The sequence below is a fragment of the Polyangiaceae bacterium genome, from assembly GCA_020633235.1.
Classification (GTDB): domain Bacteria; phylum Myxococcota_A; class Polyangia; order Polyangiales; family Polyangiaceae; genus JACKEA01.
Map to the genome: position 1 here is coordinate 301,935 of JACKEA010000003.1, position 21,465 is coordinate 323,399.

The 21,465-nt window shown below is 68.1% G+C and carries 16 protein-coding genes; 4 read left to right on the forward strand and 12 right to left on the reverse strand.

What is annotated here, in order from left to right:
• Positions 1-3: 3 nt before the first annotated feature.
• The 5 genes from H6717_18190 to folK form a co-directional block, all read right to left on the reverse strand.
• The gene (locus tag H6717_18190) at positions 4-1,683 is read right to left on the reverse strand and encodes a F0F1 ATP synthase subunit alpha (GenBank protein MCB9578965.1); all 1,680 of its coding nucleotides are present in this window, start codon (positions 1,681-1,683) and stop codon (positions 4-6) included.
• A gap of 59 nt (positions 1,684-1,742) precedes the next feature.
• Positions 1,743-2,282, reverse strand: coding sequence for an ATP synthase F1 subunit delta (gene atpH / locus H6717_18195; GenBank protein MCB9578966.1), 540 nt, complete (start codon positions 2,280-2,282; stop codon positions 1,743-1,745).
• Positions 2,279-3,016 (reverse strand): ATP synthase F0 subunit B, encoded by a 738-nt coding sequence (locus tag H6717_18200; protein ID MCB9578967.1) that lies wholly within the window; start codon positions 3,014-3,016, stop codon positions 2,279-2,281. Before H6717_18200 ends, atpH begins: the two co-directional genes overlap by 4 nt.
• Positions 3,016-3,486 carry an ATP synthase F0 subunit B gene (locus H6717_18205; GenBank protein MCB9578968.1) on the reverse strand — a complete coding sequence of 157 codons (471 nt, stop codon included), beginning with the start codon at positions 3,484-3,486 and terminating at the stop codon, positions 3,016-3,018. The genes H6717_18200 and H6717_18205 overlap by 1 nt, the downstream gene beginning before the upstream one ends.
• Positions 3,487-3,606: 120 nt before the next feature.
• Positions 3,607-4,137 (reverse strand): 2-amino-4-hydroxy-6-hydroxymethyldihydropteridine diphosphokinase, encoded by a 531-nt coding sequence (gene folK / locus H6717_18210; GenBank protein MCB9578969.1) that lies wholly within the window; start codon positions 4,135-4,137, stop codon positions 3,607-3,609.
• 211 nt (positions 4,138-4,348) lie between these two features.
• On the opposite strand from folK, the gene H6717_18215 reads away from it, so the two are divergent.
• On the forward strand, positions 4,349-6,679 hold the full coding sequence (locus H6717_18215) for a hypothetical protein (protein MCB9578970.1): 2,331 nt from the start codon (positions 4,349-4,351) through the stop codon (positions 6,677-6,679).
• Positions 6,680-6,713: 34 nt separating this feature from the next.
• Positions 6,714-8,129 (forward strand): hypothetical protein, encoded by a 1,416-nt coding sequence (locus tag H6717_18220; GenBank protein ID MCB9578971.1) that lies wholly within the window; start codon positions 6,714-6,716, stop codon positions 8,127-8,129.
• Here the strand turns inward: H6717_18220 and H6717_18225 are convergent.
• Both H6717_18225 and H6717_18230 read right to left on the reverse strand, forming a co-directional pair.
• A complete protein-coding gene (locus H6717_18225; GenBank protein MCB9578972.1) occupies positions 8,086-11,190 on the reverse strand; it encodes a hypothetical protein in 3,105 nt (1,034 codons plus the stop codon). The two genes, H6717_18220 and H6717_18225, sit on opposite strands and share 44 nt — an antisense overlap.
• Positions 11,191-11,261: 71 nt before the next feature.
• Positions 11,262-11,585, reverse strand: a complete 324-nt coding sequence (locus H6717_18230) for a hypothetical protein (protein ID MCB9578973.1) — start codon at positions 11,583-11,585, stop codon at positions 11,262-11,264.
• A gap of 223 nt (positions 11,586-11,808) precedes the next feature.
• Between H6717_18230 and H6717_18235 the strand changes: the two genes are divergently transcribed.
• Together H6717_18235 and H6717_18240 are read left to right on the forward strand one after the other, a co-directional pair.
• Positions 11,809-12,501 (forward strand): metallophosphoesterase family protein, encoded by a 693-nt coding sequence (locus tag H6717_18235; GenBank protein MCB9578974.1) that lies wholly within the window; start codon positions 11,809-11,811, stop codon positions 12,499-12,501.
• Between the two features lie 16 nt (positions 12,502-12,517).
• On the forward strand, positions 12,518-14,401 hold the full coding sequence (locus H6717_18240; GenBank protein MCB9578975.1) for a potassium transporter Kup: 1,884 nt from the start codon (positions 12,518-12,520) through the stop codon (positions 14,399-14,401).
• A gap of 148 nt (positions 14,402-14,549) precedes the next feature.
• On the opposite strand, the gene H6717_18245 is transcribed toward H6717_18240, so the two are convergent.
• From H6717_18245 to H6717_18265, 5 genes are all read right to left on the reverse strand, one after another.
• The gene (locus H6717_18245; GenBank protein ID MCB9578976.1) at positions 14,550-15,944 is read right to left on the reverse strand and encodes a transposase; all 1,395 of its coding nucleotides are present in this window, start codon (positions 15,942-15,944) and stop codon (positions 14,550-14,552) included.
• On the reverse strand, positions 15,941-16,261 hold the full coding sequence (locus H6717_18250; protein MCB9578977.1) for a transposase: 321 nt from the start codon (positions 16,259-16,261) through the stop codon (positions 15,941-15,943). Before H6717_18250 ends, H6717_18245 begins: the two co-directional genes overlap by 4 nt.
• The gene (locus H6717_18255) at positions 16,258-16,713 is read right to left on the reverse strand and encodes an IS5 family transposase (GenBank protein MCB9578978.1); all 456 of its coding nucleotides are present in this window, start codon (positions 16,711-16,713) and stop codon (positions 16,258-16,260) included. The genes H6717_18250 and H6717_18255 overlap by 4 nt, the downstream gene beginning before the upstream one ends.
• An 806-nt stretch (positions 16,714-17,519) precedes the next feature.
• Entirely contained in the window at positions 17,520-20,012 is a 2,493-nt protein-coding gene (locus H6717_18260) for an ATP-dependent Clp protease ATP-binding subunit (GenBank protein MCB9578979.1), read from the reverse strand.
• Positions 20,013-20,195: 183 nt separating this feature from the next.
• A complete protein-coding gene (locus H6717_18265) occupies positions 20,196-21,461 on the reverse strand; it encodes a protein kinase (GenBank protein MCB9578980.1) in 1,266 nt (421 codons plus the stop codon).
• Positions 21,462-21,465: the final 4 nt, after the last annotated feature.

Genomic DNA, 21,465 nt, shown 5'->3' on the forward strand with positions numbered 1-21,465 from the left:
GCCTCAGTCGTCCTTGGAGGCGACGAAGCCCTTGCCGAACTTCTTCAGCGCCTTGTCGAGCTTCTTCTTGATGTCGTCAGTGAGCTCGCGCTTGGTGCGGATCTCCTCCCACAAGCCCGGGTGCTTCTCGTCGAGGTAACGGAACAGCTCCATCTCGTACTGACGCAGCGAATCCACCGGGAGCTTGTCCACGTATCCCTGCGTGCCCGCGTAGATGATGACGACCTGCTTCTCCACCGGCTGCGGTACGTACTGGCCTTGCTTGAGGAGCTCCGTGAGACGCGCGCCACGCTCGAGCTGAGCGCGGGTGGCGGCGTCCAGATCGCTGGCAAACTGGGAGAACGCGGCCATCTCGCGGTACTGCGCCAGCTCCAGGCGCAGCGTGCCCGCGATCTTCTTCATCGCCTTGATCTGCGCGTTCCCGCCCACGCGGCTCACGGAGATACCGACGTTGATGGCCGGCCGAACACCGGAATAGAAGAGGTCGCTCTCCAGGAAGATCTGCCCGTCCGTGATGCTGATCACGTTGGTGGGAATGTAGGCGGACACGTCGCCGGCCTGCGTCTCGATGATGGGCAGCGCCGTGAGCGAGCCACCCGAGTGCGGGTCACGCGCGATCTCGAGCTCGGCCTTGTTGTCCTGCGCCTTCAGGTACTCCTCGGCCTTTTCGTGGCCTTCCTCGCCGATGTGCACCTTGTCGTCCACGCCACGGAAGTCCCAATCGCCAGCGGGCACCTTGGTGTCCTTCTTCACCACGAAGTAGCGGTTGCCCATCTTCGCCGCGCGCTCCAGGAGGCGCGAGTGGATGTAGAACACGTCGCCCGGATATGCCTCGCGCCCCGGCGGGCGGCGGAGGAGCAGCGACATCTGGCGATAGGCCACGGCCTGCTTGGACAGATCGTCGTAGATGACCAACGCATGGCGGCCGGTGTCGCGGAAGTACTCGCCCATGGTGACGCCGGCATAGGGCGCCAGGAACTGCAGCGGCGCGGGCTCGGTCGCCGTAGCGACCACCACGGTCGTGTAGTCCATGGCCCCGTGGGCTGCGAGCTTGTCCACCACCTGCGCCACGGTGGACGCCTTCTGTCCGATGGCGACGTAGATGCAGAAGACGTCTTTGCCCTTCTGGTTGATGATGGTGTCGGTCGCGATGGCGGTCTTGCCGGTCTGGCGGTCACCGATGATGAGCTCGCGCTGACCGCGTCCGATGGGAATCATGCTGTCGATGGCCTTGAGGCCCGTCTGCAGCGGCTCCTTCACGGGCTGGCGACCGATGATGCCCGGGGCCTTCACCTCGATGCGGCGGCGGTCCTTGGTGTCGATGGCGCCCTTGCCGTCCACCGGCTGACCCAAGGAGTTGACCACGCGGCCGACCACGGCTTCGCCCACCGGCACGTCGGCGATGCGGCCCGTGCGCTTCACCACGTCGCCTTCCTTGATGGTCGTGCTGTCGCCCAGGATGGCAACGCCGACGCTGTCCTGGTCCAGGTTCAACACCAGACCGAAGATGCGCCCGGGAAACTCCACGAGCTCGCCGGCCATGGCGCTGTCGAGACCGTAGATGCGGGCGATACCGTCACCGCAGGTGAGGACCGTTCCGGTCTCGGTGACGAGCGCGGCGCGGTCGAAGTTCTGAATCTGCTGCTTGATGATCTGGGAGATCTCGTCGGCACTGAGCTGCATGGTTCGTCTCTCGTACGGGCAAGGGTCCGTAAAGGCGCGCTCGCGCGCGCGAGGTTCGTTCAGGAAAGGAGCTGGCGCTCGAGCGCGTCCAGACGTCCCTTGATGCTGCCATCGATGGTGTTGTCACCAATGCGGGTGACGATACCGCCGATCAGTGAAGGGTCTTGCTTGCGCTCGATCACGATCTTGCGGGAGGTGACGCTCTCGAGCTTCTTCGCGAGCTGGTCGTAGGTCGCTTCGGAAAGCGGCGCGGCGCTGGTGACCACCGCTCGCACGATGCCGGCCTTTTCGTCCGCCAAGGTCCCGAGCCGCCGGGCGATGTCCGGCAGCGCGCTGAGGCGTCGGCGCTGCGCCAAGAGCTTGATGGTGTTCACCGCCAGCTCCCCGAGGCCGAGGCGCCGGGAAAGCTCCACCAGGAGCTTCTGCCGCGCGTCTTCCTCGACCAGCGGATTGTCCAGGGTGGCGCGCAGATCGGCGCTCTCGCCGTAGACGCGGGCCATGCTCCGAATCTGCTCGCTCAAGCGCTCGAGCTGACCCGTCTCCACGCCCAGCTCGAACACGGCCCGCGCGTAGCGGTCTGCAATGGCGGCGTTGCTCACGCTCGTCCTCCTCGCGCGTTCACGGCCTGCTCGAGGCCCTTGACGTACTCCTCCGAAAGCCGCTGCTGATCAGTGGCCGATACCTGCTTCTCGAGGGACTTCCGCGCGGAATCCATCGCCGTGTGCACCGTCTCCGCGAGCAGCTGCTCGCGAACGGCCTTGAGCTCGTGCTCGATCAGCAGGTGTGCATCGCGCTCCATGCGGGCGCGCTTGTCCTCGGCCTCCGCCAATATGCGCGCGCGCTCGGCCTCGCCGGCCTCGCGCATCTCGCGCTTCACGCGCTCGATCTCGTCGTCCACGTGGGCGAGCTTGTCCTCGTAGTCCGCGAGGCGATCCGCCGCCTCGCGCTTCATGCGCTGAGCGTCGTCCATGCCTTGCATGATCGTGCTCTTGCGCTTCTTCAAGGCGTCCGCGACGGGGCGCGCGCCGAACCGACCCAACAAATAAAAGAGAATCGCGGTGTTGATGAGCAACGCCCCGAGCGGTGGAGGGGTGCCCGGTTTGCGCCACAAAAGGCCCGGTTCCGAGCTTTCGCTCTCACCGATGAGGCCGGTGAACCAGTTGATCTCTCCGGGAACGTGGCCGCCGTGCTCGGCGCCCTGCTCCCCCGAGGCGCCGTGCTCCGCGGGCATACCGTGCTCCGCGGCGGTGGGCTCTGAGTGGCCTTCTTGCGCCAGCGCTCCACCCGCCACCAGCAATGCGGCGAAGGCGACGACCAGTGCGACCTTGCGCATCAGCTGAGCTCCCTTCCGAGAACCCGGTTCGCGATGTCACGAGCGAGTTGTTCCGCACGACGCCCGAGATCGAAACGAATCGTCGCCGCCTGCTCGGAGATCTTCTTGCGGCCCTCTTCGGCGATCTTGTTGGTGACCTCGCGGGCTTCGTCCAAGATCTTCGCTTCCAGCTTGGCGGTCTCGCTGCGCGCCTTGTCGCGCTCTTCCGCCGCCACGGCGTTGATGCGCTCCAGCTCCCGCTCGTACTTCTGCAGCAATACGCCGGCTTCTTCTTGCATCTTGCGGGCCTCGGCGCGTGCGCCTTCGGTCCGCTTCTCGCGCTCTTCGAAGATCCGCAGTACCGGATCGAAGAGCAGCGGCTTCAAGATCAGCACCAGCAGGGCAAACAGCCCCATCTGCACCACGAAGGTGAGGTCCAGATCGACGGTCACGCCTGCGCCACTCATTGCGAGGGTGAGGGGCGCAGCCATCGCGCTAGGGTCGAGCGTCACGGGCACTCCTGAGGGGTGGGAGCCGGGTGCTTGCCAGTCGAAAAATTCGCCTGGAAACGCCAGCGGCGCGCGGCTCGTACCACCTCGGGAGCCGAGTGTCTATAGGCCTTGGAACACCTCGATTTCATGAGGGAAATCCGGACACCATGGGGTCGGCGCGGGAACCCTCCGGAGCCCTTCCAGAGGCTGGCCTGGGAGCAGCTCGGCATACGGGCGCCCAGAGCCCGGATCGCGAGCGTCCGGGGCCACCTCCAGCAGGGGGATCAGGGCGAACCCACGTTCCGCGAGGCGGGGGTGAGGCAGCGACGGCGCCACGCTGCGCTGAAGCCCCGGGGACCAGAGCAGGTCCAGATCCAGGGTCCGAGGGCCCCAGCGGACCCTGCGCTCGCGGCCCTGACGCCGCTCCACCGCCAGGAGGGCGTCGAGCAGCGTCTCGGGAGACAGCTCGGAATCGAGGCGAAGGGCCGCATTGAGGTAGGGTCCCTGCTTCGGTCCACCGACCGGATCCGTCTCGAACAGCGTGGAAACGGCCACAATTGTGCCATTTTCGGCGCAGCCCTGGACCCCCGCCCGAAGCCGCGCGAGGCGGTCGCCCAGGTTCGAGCCCAAACCGATGACGTAGCGGAGCACGGGGCGATTGTAGCTGTGCTATCGACGCGGGGTGTTCGAGGTCACCCACGGTGAGCTGTTCCTGATCGTCTTCGTGACGGTGGCGGTGGTGTCCGCGCCCTGGTGGCCTCGGGCGGGAATCGCCCTCAGCCGAGCGCTGGGGGGCGACAAACGCCAGCGCTAACCCAGGTATTTCCGCAGATTTGGCGGAAGCCGACTAAACTCCCGGAGCGTGGCGTCCGACGCACCCGAGAGCCCGCCCCCGGCGCTGGTGTTTGTCAGTGACGAGTCGGAGGAAGGGCCGCTCCTAGCCCGTGCGCTGTCGGAGCGAGGCTTCGATGCGCACGCCGTGCCCACGGGTGTGCTGAACGAACGCGCGTCGACGCGTCCTCCGCGTGTCGTCGTCTGCGATCTCGACGCCACGGGGGCTCTCGCCGCAGTGGAGAAGCTCCGGGAGCTGCCGGACGGCGAGCACATCGACGTCATCTTCCTGTCGGCCGAAGAACCGGAAGAAGCCGACGCCCTCACGGAGCAGAGCAGCGGCCTGTTCTTGCGTCCGGTGGATCCCAGCGCGCTGGTGCACAAGATCGAGGCCTTGCTCGGCATGCCTCCCGCAGAGCCGCAGCCCGAGCTGCCCTCCACCACGCCGCCACGCACGGCAGGCAGCGCGACCCCGAACGCTCAGCCTCCAGAGGCCGACTTCCCTTCCCACTCCAGCGTGCCGGTGGACGACGAGCACAGCTACCCGAGCTTGCCCGCTCCGGTGCCCCTGGGGTTTGCACCCGAGCCAGAGGCGCCACGGCACATCCCGCAGACGGAAATGAGCCCGGAGCTCGAGTCGCTGCTCGCTCGCGCGGAGCAACGCATCGGTTCCATGGCGCCGGGACGAAGCGACAAACCACCTCCTTCGCTGCGCATGTCCCCGGACGAAGAAGTCGAGGCGGTGCTGCCCGTAGAAGTTCTCGCGGCCCTCGACGAGCCCCTCGATCTCGAAGCCCAGGACGATGACTCCGACATCGGCAGCGCCTACGGCACGCGTTCTGGAAGTGCCAGCGGACGCACGGGCCTCGGAACGGGAACGGGGACGCACTCTGCAGGAGGCACCGGCCTCGGCACTGCGGCCGGCACCGTGGCGGGCCCGCTGTCTCAAGCCTTCGTCCCGCACATGAGCACGGCGGGGGCGGAACCCACCGCACCACCGCCCCGCGGCACCAGCGGGGGACGGACCAACGTCGCCAGTCAGCCGCCGGCAACGCCACGCACCGGCGCGCAAGCCTCCACACGGCCCCCCGAGGGCTCGGGTCGGGCGCAACCCCCGAGCTGGCCCGCGCCCCCACCCAACGCGATGGTCACCGCGGTGGAGGCGCGAGGTCTGTCCGGAACGCCATCGTCCCGCTCGCTACCGGAGATCATCGAGCCCCGTCCGCCACGACCCTACGACGTACCGCTGGGCGCTCCTCCACCGGTGCGCATCGATCCCGTGCCCACCGCAGCCCCGGCCGCCCCGCGCACGCCGGACATTCCCTCGGTGCTCGGGCGTGGCGACGCCCTCGAGGCGCTCGCCCGGGCAGTGCGTTCGCGATTCAGCGGGGCCCTGGCGCTGGAGGACGGCGCTGGGATCCGACGCGTGGTGATGCGCGACGGCGACATCGTGATCGCCGCGTCGGGCGCCGAGGGTGAGAGCCTGGTGGCGTTCTTGAGCGAGCGCGGCGTACTCGCACCGGACATCGCCACGCGCCTGGGGCATCGCCTTCCCGCCTTCGGCCGCCATGCCGGCGCGGCGCTGATCGCCAACGGGCATCTGCGCCAGGACGAGCTGTGGCCGGTGCTGCGTGCTCACTCCGAGTGGATCCTGGGACACATCGTGTTGATGGACAGCGGAGGAGCCAGCGTGGAGCGTGACGTCCCGCCCCGCCTCGCGGCCGAGCCCGCGGCCTTCGGCGGCGCCACCGGCGCAGAAGTGCTGGTCGAGATCGGTCGCCGGGTGATCTCCCCGGAAGACGCCATGGCTCGTCTCGGCGGCGCGGATGCGCGGCTGAACCAAGGTCCCAGCGCTTCGCTCTTGAACGAGTGCGCACTCCCGGATTCCGAGGTGGCCTTGGTGCAGCGCCTCTCGGGCAACACCGCGGGGGAAGCCGTCGCTGCCGCCCCCGACCCGGCGTTTGCGGCGGTGCTCTTGTGCCTCCGATGCCTGGGCGTGCTCGAGGTGTTGGGCCCAAGCCCGGCCCAGGCGGCCGCCGAGGCGCCGGCTCCGGTTCAGCTCGATGCCCTGGACGAGAACGCCATCCGACAGCGCATCGTCGCTCGCCGCGCGCTGGTGGACGAAGGCGACTATTTCGCGCTGCTGGGTGTGAGTCGAGGGGCCACAGGGTACGACGTTCGGCGCGCCTACCTCGAGCTCCGGCGAGAGCTCGAGCCCAGCCGCCTGCTCACGGCAGCCAACGCGGACCTCAGGGACGACCTGGATTTGGTCATCGAGGTGCTCGACGAAGCCTACGAGATCCTTCGAGACAATGCCCGACGCGAGCGCTATCGACGCGCGCTGGAGGCGACGCCCGCCTGAGCCCGTGGTAATTTGTCCGTGGCTGGGACAAACGATGAAACGCGCACGCTTGCTTTCTGGGCTGGCTCTTGGCGTCGCGTTGGGTGCGCCACGAATCGCGGCAGCGGCACCCGACGCCGGCGCGGCTCCGACTCCGGGTGAGGTGATCGCCGAGTACTGCTCGGCCACCGACTACGAGTGCACCACTGCTCCGCTGGCCTACGCCAAGACCATCGAGCTGCCCGTGGCGTTCGACTGGGACACCGGTTGGATCCCGAACGGCAGCAACATCCAGGTTCGGTTCTTCGTCAAGCTTCCGGCCCAGACCACGGTGGAGCTCGAAGGCAGCTTCGAGACCACCTGGCCCGAGCCCATGACCCTCGCAACGCCCGGCGGGGGGCGTGGGTTCTTGAGCTTCGAGTACGGCCTGGAGGTCGGTGCTCAGGCAAAGGTGGATCTCACCGTCGGCGGTGTCGGCATCAAGTGGCAGGGGAACATCCCCTTCGTGCCCAAGGTCGACTGGAAAATGGCGGGCGAGAAGGAGTTCACCTCTTGGGCCTTCGAGCCGAACGGAGTGAGCGCAAGCGGGCTGTCACCCAAGCTCCGGCTCTTCGAGGTCAACGTGCTGAGCCTGGCCGGCATCCCAAGCCAGATCAGCAAGGGCGGCGTCGCTCTCGACGCGAAGGGCGAGCTCACCGCCACGTACCAGACGGAGCGGATGCGCATCGAGCCGGCGAAGGTCACGGACACCAACATCGAGAGCGAGAACGGCACCACCCTGCGGGACTTCGCCGGTGGCGCTTTCGTGGAGTACGACGTGTTCCCCGAAGGGCGCGTGGACTACGTGGGCACCATCCACCTGATCCCGTCCTTCTTCTTGACGGTGTTGGGCAAGGATTTCTCGATTCCCATCGTCGACGTCCCCGCCAGCCTCAAGGTCGGATCGCAGGATTTCATCTTCGATCCCGTGCGAGTCCACGTGCCGCTGCCGGACATCGAGCCGCTGCCCGCGGAGCTCGATTTCGGCGCCGTGGAGCTCGGAAAATCCAAGAAGCTCAGCGTCTCCCTTTCCAACGTGGGTGAGGCCAAGGCGCGCGCCGTCGCCTTCGTCGATTCGTCCATGACCAGCACCTTCGGCGCTCTGCCGCCCGAAGTGTTCGTGGAGTCGATGCAGAAGCAATCCGCCGACGTGGTGTTCGAACCGCAGGCGATGGGTCCCTTCGAGACAGTGCTGACCTACGTGACGAACGACCCGGACGATCGCTTTCGCAAGATCACGTTGCGGGGGACCGGCGTGGGGCCGGGGGAAGCACCGGACGGCGGTACGGACGGCGTGATCCCGAAGCAGGACGCCTCCGGGGATGCCGCGGGCTGTGGCTGCCGGACACCTGCACCGCGCCAAGACGCTCCCGGTGGAGCTTGGCTCGTCATGACGGGCGCGGTTCTGCTGGTTCGCCGGCGGCGGCGCTGAGCAGCTCCTCCGCGCTCTCTTTTCGGAGCAGTTGGCCGCGACCGCGCTCAGCGGCGGCCAACAGCCTGCTGCGCTTGGCGCGTCGTTTTTTGTCACGAGCCAAGACGCGATCGAAGCTTTCGCCGTCCATCACGCGAAGCTCGGGATCGAGCAACAGCTCGGCATCGGTCTCCACGGTCTCACCGGCGATCGGCTCGCGGAGCGCCGAGAGCCGATACTCGAAGTGGTCAGGGTGCTCTTCTTTGAGCGCGCGCCATTCGTCCCGTTGTCGCTGGGCTTCTTCGCTCAACGCGGCATCCTTGCCCAGCATCCGGCGCACGGCCCCGAGCAGACGCGGCGCCCGACGCAGCCAGAAAAACGGGGGCAGCCACTCCCACCAGCGCACCCGCGCTCGGGCGAGCAGCAACACGGCCGCCAGAACCGGAAGCATCTTCTCGCGGCATTCGCTCCCGAGGCAGGTCGCGAGCACCGCCAGGCGCTCGCTGAGCGCCGTGGCCGAGACGACGCTCCAGCGCTGCCGGGCCGCGGCCTCCTGCTCGTTGGCCAGATCCACCGCCAGCGCCCTCGAGCAAGCCCGCTCCGTATCCGGGTCCTTCGCGCGGGACAGCCGGCCGAGCTTGGTGTCGAGGCTGGCGGACAGGGCCAGCAGCATGGTGCACGCCTCGCTGGCCACGAAGCTCGCGTCGTGCAGTCGCTCTTCGTCGACCTCGAGGCTGACCAACGCTCCCGTGGTGGCGTCCAGGGTGCGACGAACCGCGATGCGCCCCAAGCTGCAGCGCCGCGCGAAGAAGCTGCCCTCGGGTTCCGTCGGCTCGTAGTGGTGGACCACGAGGTAGCGCCGAGTAGGAAACGCGAGGTCCAACGCTTTGCCCAGGCGAGCCGCTACACGCGCGAGGGCGCTCTCTCGGGGCTTCTGGAACGGCCACAGCGTCACCCCCACGGAGAACACGTCGATGCCTTCGTCCACGGCTTTGGCGCCCAAGTCTTCGTCCTCGAGCCCGAGTCCGTCGACGTAGTCAGCGATCTCCGGCAGGCCCCGGAGCTCGGCGCGCGGCGCACGGGTCGTCACCAACAGCGGCTCGAGGCGCGGACGCCGGCCGACGAACGCCACGTGGGTGCCCTCCGCCCAGGCCGCGTGCAGCTGATCCTTGTCGACCAGCGTGGCCGCGCGAGTCTCGCCTTCCGGCGTGTCTACCAGCGAGCTCAGCACCACGATGGTCTTGCCGCGCACGTCCTCCGCCAAGCGCGCCAGATCGAACCCGCATTCCAACGAGACGTCGTAGGTCGAGATCTCGGTACCGAACCGCGACGCCTGCGCACGCCAGGCGTCGAGCTCGCCGCGGGTGGTGCGATTGTTGACGACCAACAGGATCTCGGCTCGCTCGTTCCGTCGATAGCGCTCCGCAACGCGCACCCCCGTCTCCCGAAACTGCACCCGGCGAAGCTCCTCGGGGGCTTCGATGCGCCCCAGGAGCAGCTCCGCCGAGAGCCGGATTTCCGAGTACGCCTCGGCCCCGACGCGCACCGCCAGCGTACCCGAAATCTCCGCCGACTCCCCGGGACCGAGCGTCGCGAGCTCGCGTTCGAACCCGGGCGAGAGGGAGACGCGCGCGTCGGCCTCGTCGAAGTACGCCACGTCCGGAGCCTCCGTCGAAATGCGGGTGACGATCCGCCGCGCGAGCTCGCTGCTCTTGCCGAACGCTCGCCCCGAAACGTTCGTGACGCGGTACGAGACGCGAGCTGCCTCTCCCGGTGCCAGGGACGGCAGTGTCTCGAGGGGCGACACCTCCACCGGAAAGCGAACCACGAACTGTCGCACGGCGTCCGTCAGCTGCCGCTCGAAGGTGGGAAACTCCCGGCGCACCGCCGGCAGGTAGCCGCGGAATCGAATGCGCTCGCTCTCTGCGAGAGCGTCCCCCGCCGTCGTCGGCTCGTAGTCGCCGATGGTGAACACCAAGGAGCCCTCGAAGCGATGGGTCTGCCCCGGCTGCAGTGGATGCGGGAGCAGGAGCTCGGCGTCGTGTGGCGCGATCCAGCGTTCGGACCGGAGCGCGACTCGCACTTCCGAGCGCGCCGGCGTGGGCATGCCCCCGACGTTGGTCACCTCCACGTCGCGGACGTGCACCTTCTCCCCCGGTTCGTACACGCCATCGCCATTGTCGCTCTGGTGCGCGAGCCCCGCGACGCGTAGCTCGAAGCGCGACGGATAGGTCCCCGCCTGAGCTCCATCCATCACGACGATGGCGAAGGAGCCGCCCGGGCCGTGCCCCCCGGAGCGAAGCTCCGAGCGCGGGGCGGATCCGTCGCGGCCAGCGCGCCCGCTGGAGCCGCCGGGATTCGAGTGGGAGGTCGTGCGCGTCTGAGAGTTCCCCTGGGAGTCCGTGTAGGTCTCGGACTCGGTCCAGTGGTAGGAGCTGCCGCCGGAGCCTCCGGGCCCCCCCGAGCCGCCGCTTCCGTGGCGGCCCGGATCGCCGCCTTCGCCACCGTCCACGCCGGAGCGCACCAACATCAACAGCGGGGTATCGGCCTCCACGACGCGGACCACCACCGTGCCGCCGCCACCCCCATTCGCGCCGTGGCCGCCGCGCCCACCGTCGCCACCGTCGCCCCCCGGTCCGCCATCCCCGCCGGAGCTGTAGCGCGTCGCATCGCTGCCACTGCTCCCTCGTGCCCCGTTGCCCCCACGTCCCCCACGCCCGCCGTCACCGCCGCGGCCGCCTCGCGCCACCAGATCCACGAATCCCGCGTCGCCCACCTCGAAGCTTCGGCTGACGCGCTTGCTTCGCCCCTCTGGGCTTCGCGCGTCGCCTTCGACAGTAGCGACGCCCCCGCGGTCGTCGCGCAGCACGACGTCGATGCCCCCTCCGCTCTGGCCGCGCTGGGCCGGCCCGGCGTCTTCCCCACGACGTCCATCAGCCCCCGAGGCCACGCCTGACGCGCCGCGACGTCCATGCTGTCCGTCCGCCCCGGCGCGCCCGGACACGTCGACGCGCAGCAGCACGCCGTCCGTGGGCGTGGACGAATCTGTACGCCGGTCCCCTCGCTCGCGATACGGATCCACCGCTCACGAGCATACGCGTCGAGCGCGCGTTCCGGACCCTGCCGAAACGCGCGCTCGACGACTTTTGCGTATTATTTCGAGCCAGCAGCGCCCGCGGCGCCCGCAGCGCCCGCCGCACCGGCCATGCCGCCGGAACCCGCAGCGCCGGCCATGCCGCCGGAACCTGCGGCTCCAGCCATGCCACCGGACCCGGACGAGCCGGACATGCCGCCGGACCCGGACGAGCCGGACATGCCGCCGGAACCAGCGGAGCCGCCACCAGTGCCACCGGATCCACCGGTCGCGCCGCTACCGCCGCTACCGCCGCTGCCGGAGCTGTCGTCGTCGCTTCCGCAACCCACGACCGTAAAGGAGACACAGGCCATGAGGCCCAACAAAGTAGCGAGACGTCGCATCCAAATTCCTCCGTTTTCGTTTCTTCTCGGTCGAGACCGAGAACAAGCACCAATCAAGTACTCAACATCATAGCGGCTCAGATAATTTCCGCACGTTCTCCGCTCGTTGCAGCCTGCAGAGGTGGCGAACATTTTTCGCAGCAGGGCTGGCGTGAGGAGCATTGTGGCTCAAGATAGACCAGGTCAATTGGGCTTTTTGCCCCGCCTTTGGGGCAGCAAACACATGCATATCGCGGTCATTTCCGATCTCCACCTGGGCTCCGGCGGTCCGGCGGATCTGTTCGGACATGACGACCACGAGTTTTTGCGCTTCCTGCATTTCCTCGAGAAGAATTTCGAACGCGTTGTGCTCTTGGGGGACATCTGGGAAACCCTCACGGGGCGTCATTTCGGCCAGGCGGCCGCGGAGCTGGCCCATGCCCGGGCGCACCATCGCGAGATCGCCGCGCGCTTTCGCACGCCGAAGTACCGCTACGTCCATGGCAACCACGACATCGTGGCGAGCACCGAAGGCGCCCCGGAAGAGCTGCTGCTCGGAGCCAACGGGGTCCGGGTGCTGTTCACGCACGGGCATCAGAACGATCCCATCGCCCGCCGCCTCAGCGAGATCGGCGTGTGGCTGGGAGGCTGGGTCCGTCGTCTGGGCTCGAGCACGCTGTACGAGCTCGGCAGACGGATGGACGCCAAGCGAGGCGGCGATCGCGAGACCGCGAGTTGCAATTTCCAACGTTGGGCAATGTCCGCGGCGACCGTTCGCGAGGCAGATGTCGTCGTCACGGGGCATACCCATGCCGCCGCTCGTGCAGAGCACGGGGATCGACTGTTCTTGAACAGCGGGTCCTGCGCCGAGGGTAAATATTCGTTCTGCACTTTGGATACCCAGGGCGGGCGATACAGCGTACACGACAGCTGGTAAGCCTCCCGCTCCCCTCATGACCCAAGAGTCCAGCGACAAACCGCGGGGCAAGTACTTGCTCACGCTGAGCCTCACTGCGTTGGGCATCGTGTACGGCGACATCGGCACCAGCCCGCTGTACGCGCTGCGCGAGTGCTTCTACGGCGCCCACGGCATCGCCGTGAACGAGGCCAACGTGCTCGGCGTGCTGTCCCTCATCTTCTGGGCGCTCACCGGCGTCATCTCCATCAAGTACCTCGGCTACGTGATGCGTGCCGACAACCGCGGCGAAGGCGGCATCTTGGCGTTGATGGCCCTGGCCGCGCGCACGTCCCACGCCGGCAAGCGCACGCGGGCGGTGCTGGTACTGGTCGGGCTGTTCGGTGCGGCGCTGCTCTATGGCGACGGAATGATCACGCCCGCCATCAGCGTGCTGAGCGCGGTGGAAGGCCTGAAAGTCTCGGCCCACGGCCTGGACGAGTGGGTAATTCCCATCACGATCGCCATCTTGATCGGCCTGTTTTTGTTTCAGCGGCGCGGAACCGCGGGGGTCGGCGCCGTGTTCGGCCCCATCACGCTCCTGTGGTTCGTGGTCATCGCCGTCATCGGCGTCGTTCACATCTTCCAGAGCCCCCACGTGCTCTTGGCGCTGTCCCCCAGCTACGCGGTGACGTTTCTGATCGACAACCGCACCCACGGCTTCCTCGTGCTCGGCGCCGTGTTCCTGGTCGTCACCGGTGGAGAAGCGCTGTACGCCGACATGGGCCACTTCGGCACGCGTCCGATTCGGCTGATGTGGTTCGCCGTCGTGCTGCCCGCGCTGGTGCTGAACTACTTCGGCCAGGGCGCGCTGCTCATCTCCGACCCCAGCGCGGCGCACAATCCCTTCTTCCGCATGGTGCCCCACTGGGCGCTCTTGCCGTTGGTGCTGCTCAGCACGTTGGCGACGATCATCGCGTCGCAGGCCGTGATCTCGGGCGCGTTCTCCCTCACGCGGCAAGCCACCATGCTCGGGTACTGGCCCCGAGTTCAAATCCTGCACACCTCCGCCAAGGAGATCGGGCAGATTTACGTTCCCAGCATCAACTGGATCCTGATGCTGGCGACCATCGGCTTGGTGCTCGGCTTCGAGACATCTTCCAACCTGGCCGCCGCCTACGGCATCGCCGTCACCACCACCATGGTGATCACGAGCCTCCTCGCGTACATCGTCGCGCGCCACGATTGGGGCTGGAAGTTGTGGACGGCCGGAGGCCTCACCGCCTTGTTCTTGACCGTGGACGTCACCTTCTTCGGTGCCAACATCGTGAAGGTGGCCCAGGGCGGCTGGTTCCCGCTGCTCATCGCCAGCGGCGTGTTCGTGTTGATGACCACCTGGAAACGCGGGCGCGAGCTCTTGGGCGAACGCATCAAGAGCCAGATCGTGCCGCTCTCGGACTTCTTCGAGCTGATGCGCATCGAGCGCCCGGCCCGCGTCCCCGGCTCCGCCGTGTTCATGACCAGCAACCCGGAGGGCGCGCCGCCAGCGCTGATGCACAACTTCCACCACAACCGCGTTGTGCACGAGCAGGTGATCCTGCTCACCCTCGTGACGGAAGAAGTCGCGCGGGTGGATGACGACAAGCGCGTTCAGGTGGAAGATCTAGGCGAAGGCTTCGTGCGTATCATCGCCTATTTCGGCTTCATGGAGACTCCGGACATCCCCGAGCTCCTCGCTCGCGAAGACACGCCCACCCCGCCGCTGCAGTTCACGACGTTCTTCCTCGGCCGCGAGACCGTGCTCGCGCGCGCCGAGCACGAGATGGCGGCCTGGCGCCAGCGGCTGTTCGGCTTCTTGTCGCGCACGTCCCTCGGCGCCACGGCGTTCTTCAACGTGCCGGCGGACCGCGTGATGGAAGTCGGCTCTCAGATCGAGCTCTGACCCGCCCTCGGACTGCTGCCCCGTTCGCGGGGTCTCCCGGATCGTGTCGCTCGGGATACCGGCAGATGCCGTCGGCCCGGCGCACAGGCGGGCGCTCAGGGTTGGGCCCTTCCCCGCGCCACGCACGCTCCGCTCTCGCAGCCGGCGACTAAAGCGTGTTGACAGTTTTGGCCAACACCGCCCTTCTCGGGCGTTGGGCATAGGCCCTTCCTGCTTCGACGAGGGTAGTTTCACGGACCACCAAGAGCGGTGGTTCGCCAGAGCTTCCCTCTCCACAGGCGTTTTGCGTCTCCGCGTGCTTCGCGGCGACAGGAGGCCAGTCTCCTTGGCCGAGTACGCGAGGGTACTGAGCCAAGCACACCGCAGCGTTCTCGTCGCGGTCGGCCTCGTGACCACAACTGCTGCAGTGAAAGGTGCGCTCCCCGAGGTCGAGCCGCTCGCCGATGGCCCCGCACGCGCTGCAGCGGCGTGTGCTGGGGTAGAAGCGGTCAGCCACGGTGAGCGTTGCGCCGTACCACTTCGCTTTGTAGGCGAGCTGTGCTCCGAACAGCGCCCAGGCGCTGTCCGCGATGGCGCGGGCGAGGCGGGTTTTGATGAGCCCCGAGATACTCAGCTTTTCGATGACCAAGTGACCGTGGGTCTGGGCCAGTCGGCTCGATTGGCGATGGGTGAAATCGTGTCGGATGTTGCGAATGCGCTGGTGCACGCGCGCAAGCTGGGCGCGGGCCTTGTACCGATTGCGCGAGCCCGGCTGCTTCCGGGACAGGCTGCGGCTCTTGCGCCGCAGCTTCGGTAGCGCGGCGCGGAGTGGACGTGGGCTTTCGATGTGCTCGACCTGCTCGCCGCTTTCGCTGGCAAGCACCGCGAAGGTCTTGAGCCCGCGGTCGATGCCGACCGGCGGAGCCTCCGCGCTGCCGTGGCGCCGCGCGGGATGCAGCTCGGCGGCCTCGACGTTCAAGGTCACGCGCCAGCGGCCGCCCTCGCGGGTGCTGACCGTGGCGAACAGCACCTTGGCGCGATCGCTCTTCAGCATGCGGCGCAGCCGGCGCGTGCATTCCCGGACGGCAATGCTGCCGAGCTTCGGCAGCCGCACGGAGCGCGGGTCGCCCTCGCCCACGCGGACGTCGTTCTTCTTGTTACGGATGCGGAACGACTGCCGCGCTTCCGACCTCTTCTTAAACTGGGGAAAGCCGGGAGGCTTACCCGAGCGCTCTCCCTTGCGACCCGCCGAGAAGGCTTGCAGCGCCCGCCCCAAATCGACCGCCGCCTCTTCGAACACCTGCTGGACGACCTCGGAGCGCCAGGAGAGCCCCACGCGCCCGTCCTCGTCCACCCCGGCTCGCTCCGATCGCTTCCATTCATTGAAGTCGTTGATGAGATCGAAGCCCGACCATGGCGGCTTCTCCTCGGCCTCGAGGGCGTTGATGACGAAGCGCAGGCACTGATTGAAGCCGAAGCGCGCCGCTCCCACGTGCCGCCGGAGCAGCTCCTCCTGCTCGCGCGTTGGCTGGAGCGTAAAGCTGAAGGTGGTGTGCCGAGTCACCCGGGCCACCCCGTGAGAGCAACGCGAGCAGCCGCAAGAATCACGAATCCGGCGTAGCTCCGCGTGGTCTTCTCGTAGCGCGTGGCCACGCGGCGAAACGCCTTCACTCGCCCGAACCAGCGCTCCACCGTGTTGCGGAGCCGGTACTTGTCGCGGTCGAGCTCGCGCTGGACCTTGCGATTCCTGCGCGAGGGGATGACCGCCTCGAACCCTGACGCCTGGATATGCGCCAGTGCGGCATTGCTGTCGTAGGCCCGGTCAGCGATGACAGCCTGTCCCGCACCCCGCTCCACGACGAGTGCATTCACCTGCGTCACGTCAGCCGCCTCGCCTCCCGTGACGATGAAGCGCACCAGCGCGCCCTCGGCTGAAACGAGCGCATGAACCTTTGTGGAAAAGCCACCGCGAGAACGGCCGAGACCTTCTGATGATTGCCCGCCCCCTTTTTCAGCGCGCCCGCCGCATGTGGATGCGCTTTCACGATGGTGCTGTCCATCAACAGGTCATCGGAAGGCCGCACTTGCAGCACTTCGTGAAGCTGGTGCCAGCGACCCGCCAGCGCCCAGCGCCGAAAGCGCCGATACACACTGCCCCACTTCCCAAACACCTCCGGCAAGTCGCGCCACGGTGCGCCCGTCCGTAGGATCCACAGCGTTGCTTCGATGAAGCGACGATTATCGTCGCCCTTTGGACCACGTGACGTGAGAGCGGAAACCAACGGTGCAATGTGTGCCCACTCGGCGTCGGAAAGCGCGACTCGAACCCCCATTCGCGCAGCCTACCAATAGCTGAACGCATGTCAAGCTAAACTCTCATCGAGGCAGGATTTCAGCACCAATCCCATCCAGAAACTGTCAACAGACTCTAGCTCCGGACACGGTTCACACTCCACGTTGGGGTCTTCCGGGCAATTCCGACCTGCCATTGCCTGGTTGAGCTGCTGAGCAGACGTTCGTGTGACGGCTTCCAGCGCGCACGGCTCACCGCAGGGGCCGCAGTCGCCCCGCGCGATCATCTCGCAGTCCGCATCGGAGGCGCAGGGCCCGTGCCGAACGTCGGGCGGCGCCGGCGCAGCAAGAACACCCACGCCGACAGCTTCGGGCTGCGGCGCGGAGGGCGGGGATGAGCTGCGCGGAGCTTCACAAGAGGAAGCGACAACCAAGACGGCGCCGACCATGAGCGGCTTCAGCGCCGGCGGACATCGGGAAGGCATCGCGGCATCCGTACCACGCAGACGCCCCTGCACGCACCGTCGCCGCACCCCCGGCGCTGGCCTTCTCTGTGTGTTGACGCGTTGGGCCTGAACGCGGTGGTTCCGCGGCGGACCGACAACACCAGCAGTCGAGATCCGGGGGAGCGGAGTGGGCAGGGCGAGCCCTGGCTCCTGGCGTCTGCCTTTGTTGGGGCGGCGCGATGCCCGTCGCGGCGCCCGCGGCGTCGGCGTAGGCTCGTGGCATGGCGTTTTCCGGAGGTGTGCGCGGCGGTGGCCATCGGCATGAACGTGCACTTGCCGCCGACGGACACCCTCGATCTGGCAGCCCTCGTCGTCTGTGCGCCCTCGTCACGCGGCGGCGCTCACTCCGCCGCGGGCGATGACGCGCCGTCCAGGACGTCGATCCCGATCTCGCCGTCTTCCACGCTGAGCAGCGCGACGTCCCCCGCCGCGAGCTCACCCCGAAGGATCTTCTCGGCCAGCGGCGCTTCCACCAGCCGCGCGATGGTGCGCTTCATGGGCCGGGCGCCCAGCGCCGGATCGAAGCCGCCGCCGTCGAGCAGAAAGTCCACCGCGCTGTCGTCCAGCTCCAGGCGCACGCCGCGCTGGGTGAACAGGGCGCGCCCCACGGAAGAGAGCAGCCTGCGCGCGATCTCGCGCACCTCTTCACGACCCAGCGGCGCGAACACCAGCACCTCGTCGATGCGGTTGTACAGCTCCGGCGCCAGCGCTGCCCGCGCTGCCGCCGTCACGCCGCGCTCCACGTCGTCCGCGCTGGGCCCGGACTCCGCGCCGAAGCCCACCCGCCGCCGCGCCGAGCTGCCGCTCGCCTCGGCGCCGATGTTGGACGTCATCAAGATCACGGTGTTGGTGAAGTCCACGGTGCGCCCGCGGCCGTCCGTCAGGCGCCCCTCGTCGAAGACGCCGAGGAACGTCTCGAGCACCTCCGGGTGCGCCTTCTCGATCTCGTCGAGCAGCACCACCTGGTACGGACGGCGCCGCACGCTCTCCGTCAGCTGGCCGCCGGCCTCGTGCCCCACGTAGCCGGGCGGCGCGCCGATCAACCTCGCCACCGAGTGCGGCTCGCCGTACTCCGACATGTCGATGCGCGTCATGGCGCTCTCGGCGTGGAACAACACCTCGGCGATGGCCTTGGCCGTCTCGGTCTTGCCCACGCCCGTGGGTCCCAAGAGCAGGAACGTTCCGATCGGCCGCCGACTGCCGAGCCCCGCGGCGTTACGCCGGAGAATGCGCGCGATACGACGGATCTGCGACTGGTGGCCGACCACGCGGGCCGCCAGGATGTTCTCCAAGTCGAGCATGCGATCCGCGTCGGTCTCGAGCAGGCGCTCGACCGGCATGTCCGCCGCCTCGGCGACCACTTCGGCCACCGACTCCACGGTGACGGTGGTTCCGCCCCGGCGGCGGGTGCGCGCCCCTGCCAGATCCACGACGCTCACGGCCTTGTCCGGCAGCGCGCGCCCCGGCAAGTAGCGCACGGACCAGGCGATGGACAGCGCCAGGGCAGCGTCCTCGTATTTGACGTGATGGTGCGCCTCGAAGCTCGGCGCCAGCGCTTCGAGCACCAGGTAGGCGTCCTCGCGGCTGGGCTCTTCCACCTCCACGGCGGTGAAGCGCCGCGACAGCGCCGGGTCGCCCTCGATCACCTTCTTGTACTCGTCGTGAGTGGTCGCGCCGATGCAGGGCAGCTCACCCTTGGCCAACGCCAGCTTCAGGTCCGCCGAGATCTCCTCGCCGCCCTCGCCGGAGAACAGCTGGTGGATCTCGTCGAAGAACAGCACCACGCGGCCTTCGCCCGCGGCCACTTCCTTCTTGATTGCCGCAAAGCGTGCCGCCAGCGCGCCGCGCACGCCGGTACCGGCCAAGAGCTCGGTGATGGGCACCTCGATGATCACGCGATCGTCGAGGGACACCACGTCCTCGGCGCTGGCGATGCGCTGCGCCAGGGCGCGCACGACGCTGGTCTTCCCCACGCCGGCGTTGCCCACCAAAATGGGATTGTTCGCCTGGCGCTTGGCCAGCACGTCCAGCGCCTGCTCCACCTCCATGTGGCGCCCCACCACCGGATCCAGCTCCCCGCGCGCCGCGGCCAGCGTCAGGTTTCGCCCCAAGGACGAGATCGTCGCGAACTTCTGCGGCGGTAGCTCGAAGCGGCTGGCGGTGGGCGCCTTCTTCTTCTTCGCGACCGCGGTCTTCGGGGTCGACTTCGGCAGCGGGCAGGTCGACAGCACTCGTCCACTGGGCGGCGGCCGCGACGGCGCACGCGGCGCCGTGGGATCCGGAACCAGCGTCGGCGGCGGCGACTTCTTCTCCACGGGTGCCGGCGCCGACGGTGGGAACAAGGGAATGGTGACGCCCGACGGCGAGCGCTTGGCGGGAGCCGCAGCGCTGACCCTGGGTGCCGGTGCTTCGCGGCGGCCCACCACGCGGCGGAGTCCGAGTCCCACGTTCATGGCGGAGGCCCGGAGCCGACTCACGTCCACGCCCCGCTGGTCGAGGATGCGGTGCGCCGCCGTGCGGCGGTCGCCCACCAATGCCACGAGCAAGTGCACGGCCCCAGGGACCGGCGCGCCCATGCGCGCGGCGATGCCCCGAGACTTCTGCACCGCAGAGCGGATGGGATCGTCGAGCTCGTCGCTCGCGGCGTGCGCGCTTCGAAGCAGCTCGTCCCCATCGAGCTTCTTCTCCAACAGCAGATCCGACGCCGTGCTCGGCGTCGAGGCAATGGCTGCCAGGAGGTGGGCCGTCGAGACGCGTTCCTTGCGCCGGGCAGCCATCTCCTCAGCGAGCTTCTTGAGGGCTACCAGCTCGGGCTCGATGAGACGCGACTTCATGGGACACGACTCCCCATCTAGGGGCACGGTCCGACGTTTCGCAGCTTCCGGCGCCAGCGGCCAAGTTCCGCGCTCTGTCCTGCGACAGACACCGGCGCACTGTCCGAAAAGCGGACATCAAAGGCCGTTTCGGAGAGTGAGCGGCCCCCAATGTCCGCTTTTCGGACCTCGCCCGGGCGCGGCTCAGGGCAAACGCCGACTGAGGGCGTCGGCAACCCGGGCGCAGACGGCCCCTTGCAGGCTCTCGAGCTCGGAGGCGTCGACTTCCCAGGTGTCGCGCCACATCTCGACGTTGCTGGCGACCTCGATGAGCCGGGCCGTGAGCTTCAGGGTGTCGTCCAGCCGCGCGACGCTGCCGTCCACGACGAAGGCCGCCCCCAGGCGCTCGCCGACCTGTGCCGGGTCGTCCCCAGGCTCGAAACGGCCGCTGGCCGGGCCGGTGAGCACGCGCACGCCGGGCAAGGCCGCGAGGGCGGTGCCCAGATCCGCCGAGAGAGCGACGCCGAGATCCGGTTCCGCGTTGCCCCGACAAACCAAAGGCAGGACCAGGAGCGCATCGACGGGATCACGGCTGACCGGATCCCGGGACGGCGGCGGCACCAATGTATCCAGGTGCTCGGAGGCGTCCCGACCGGCGAGCACGGCGCGAAGCGCTTGGCTCACCCGCGAGGCATCCCCCGGACGCTTCTGCGGGTTGGTCTCGAGCAGCTTGGCCACGACCTTGGCCGCGCTCTCGTTCACGGTGGCGACGCTCTGCACGTCCTGAGCGACGGCGCCCACACGGCTGAGCACGCCGCTATCGGCGGCACCGCCATTGAACTCCACGGCCTTGCCGCTGAGCATCTCGAACAAGATCAGGCCCAGAGCGAACAAGTCCGTGCGGCTGTCGACGCGCTGCCCGAGCAGTTGCTCCGGCGCCATGTAGCGCGGCGTGCCCACGGCGCCGCGAGCGCCATCCAGCTCACGGGCGACGCCGAAATCCAGGATCACCACGCGACCGCTGGGCTCCACCAGCACGTTCGCCGGCTTGAGATCCCGGTGCACGATGCCCGCTCTGTGCGCCGCCGCCAGGCCATCGGAGAGCTGACTGGCGACGTCGAGGGCTTCGCTCTCGGGCAGCGAGCCTCGCTCCGCCAGCACGTCCCGGAGGCTCTTGCCGGCCACCAGCTCCATCGTGAGGTAATGGAGCGCGCCCTCGGTGCCGTGATCGAAGGTGCGCGCCACGTTCGGGTGGCTGATGCGTCGCGCCAAACGCACGCCGCGCAAGAAGCGCTCGAGCTCTTTTTCTCCGTGGCCCTGCAGGCTCAGCACCTTGAGCGCGACAAGCCGATCGTCTTCGGTGTCGAGCACGCGATACACCGTGCCCGTCGCGCTCGTGCCCAGCACGGCGAGAACGCGATACCGGCCGGCGAAGACCTGACCTGGCGTGAGCGCCCCGAGAGCTCCCATCCTC

What these genes read in the sequence shown, in the direction of transcription:
- H6717_18190 (MCB9578965.1), bottom strand. Translation starts at nt 1,683, where the DNA reads ATGCAGCTCAGTGCCGACGAGATCTCCCAGATCATCAAGCAGCAGATT.
- H6717_18200 (MCB9578967.1), bottom strand. Translation starts at nt 3,016, where the DNA reads ATGCGCAAGGTCGCACTGGTCGTCGCCTTCGCCGCATTGCTGGTGGCG.
- H6717_18205 (MCB9578968.1), bottom strand. Translation starts at nt 3,486, where the DNA reads ATGGCTGCGCCCCTCACCCTCGCAATGAGTGGCGCAGGCGTGACCGTC.
- H6717_18220 (MCB9578971.1), top strand. Translation starts at nt 6,714, where the DNA reads ATGAAACGCGCACGCTTGCTTTCTGGGCTGGCTCTTGGCGTCGCGTTG.
- H6717_18230 (MCB9578973.1), bottom strand. Translation starts at nt 11,585, where the DNA reads ATGCGACGTCTCGCTACTTTGTTGGGCCTCATGGCCTGTGTCTCCTTT.
- H6717_18235 (MCB9578974.1), top strand. Translation starts at nt 11,809, where the DNA reads ATGCATATCGCGGTCATTTCCGATCTCCACCTGGGCTCCGGCGGTCCG.
- H6717_18240 (MCB9578975.1), top strand. Translation starts at nt 12,518, where the DNA reads ATGACCCAAGAGTCCAGCGACAAACCGCGGGGCAAGTACTTGCTCACG.
- H6717_18255 (MCB9578978.1), bottom strand. Translation starts at nt 16,713, where the DNA reads ATGGGGGTTCGAGTCGCGCTTTCCGACGCCGAGTGGGCACACATTGCA.
- H6717_18260 (MCB9578979.1), bottom strand. Translation starts at nt 20,012, where the DNA reads ATGAAGTCGCGTCTCATCGAGCCCGAGCTGGTAGCCCTCAAGAAGCTC.
- H6717_18265 (MCB9578980.1), bottom strand. Translation starts at nt 21,461, where the DNA reads ATGGGAGCTCTCGGGGCGCTCACGCCAGGTCAGGTCTTCGCCGGCCGG.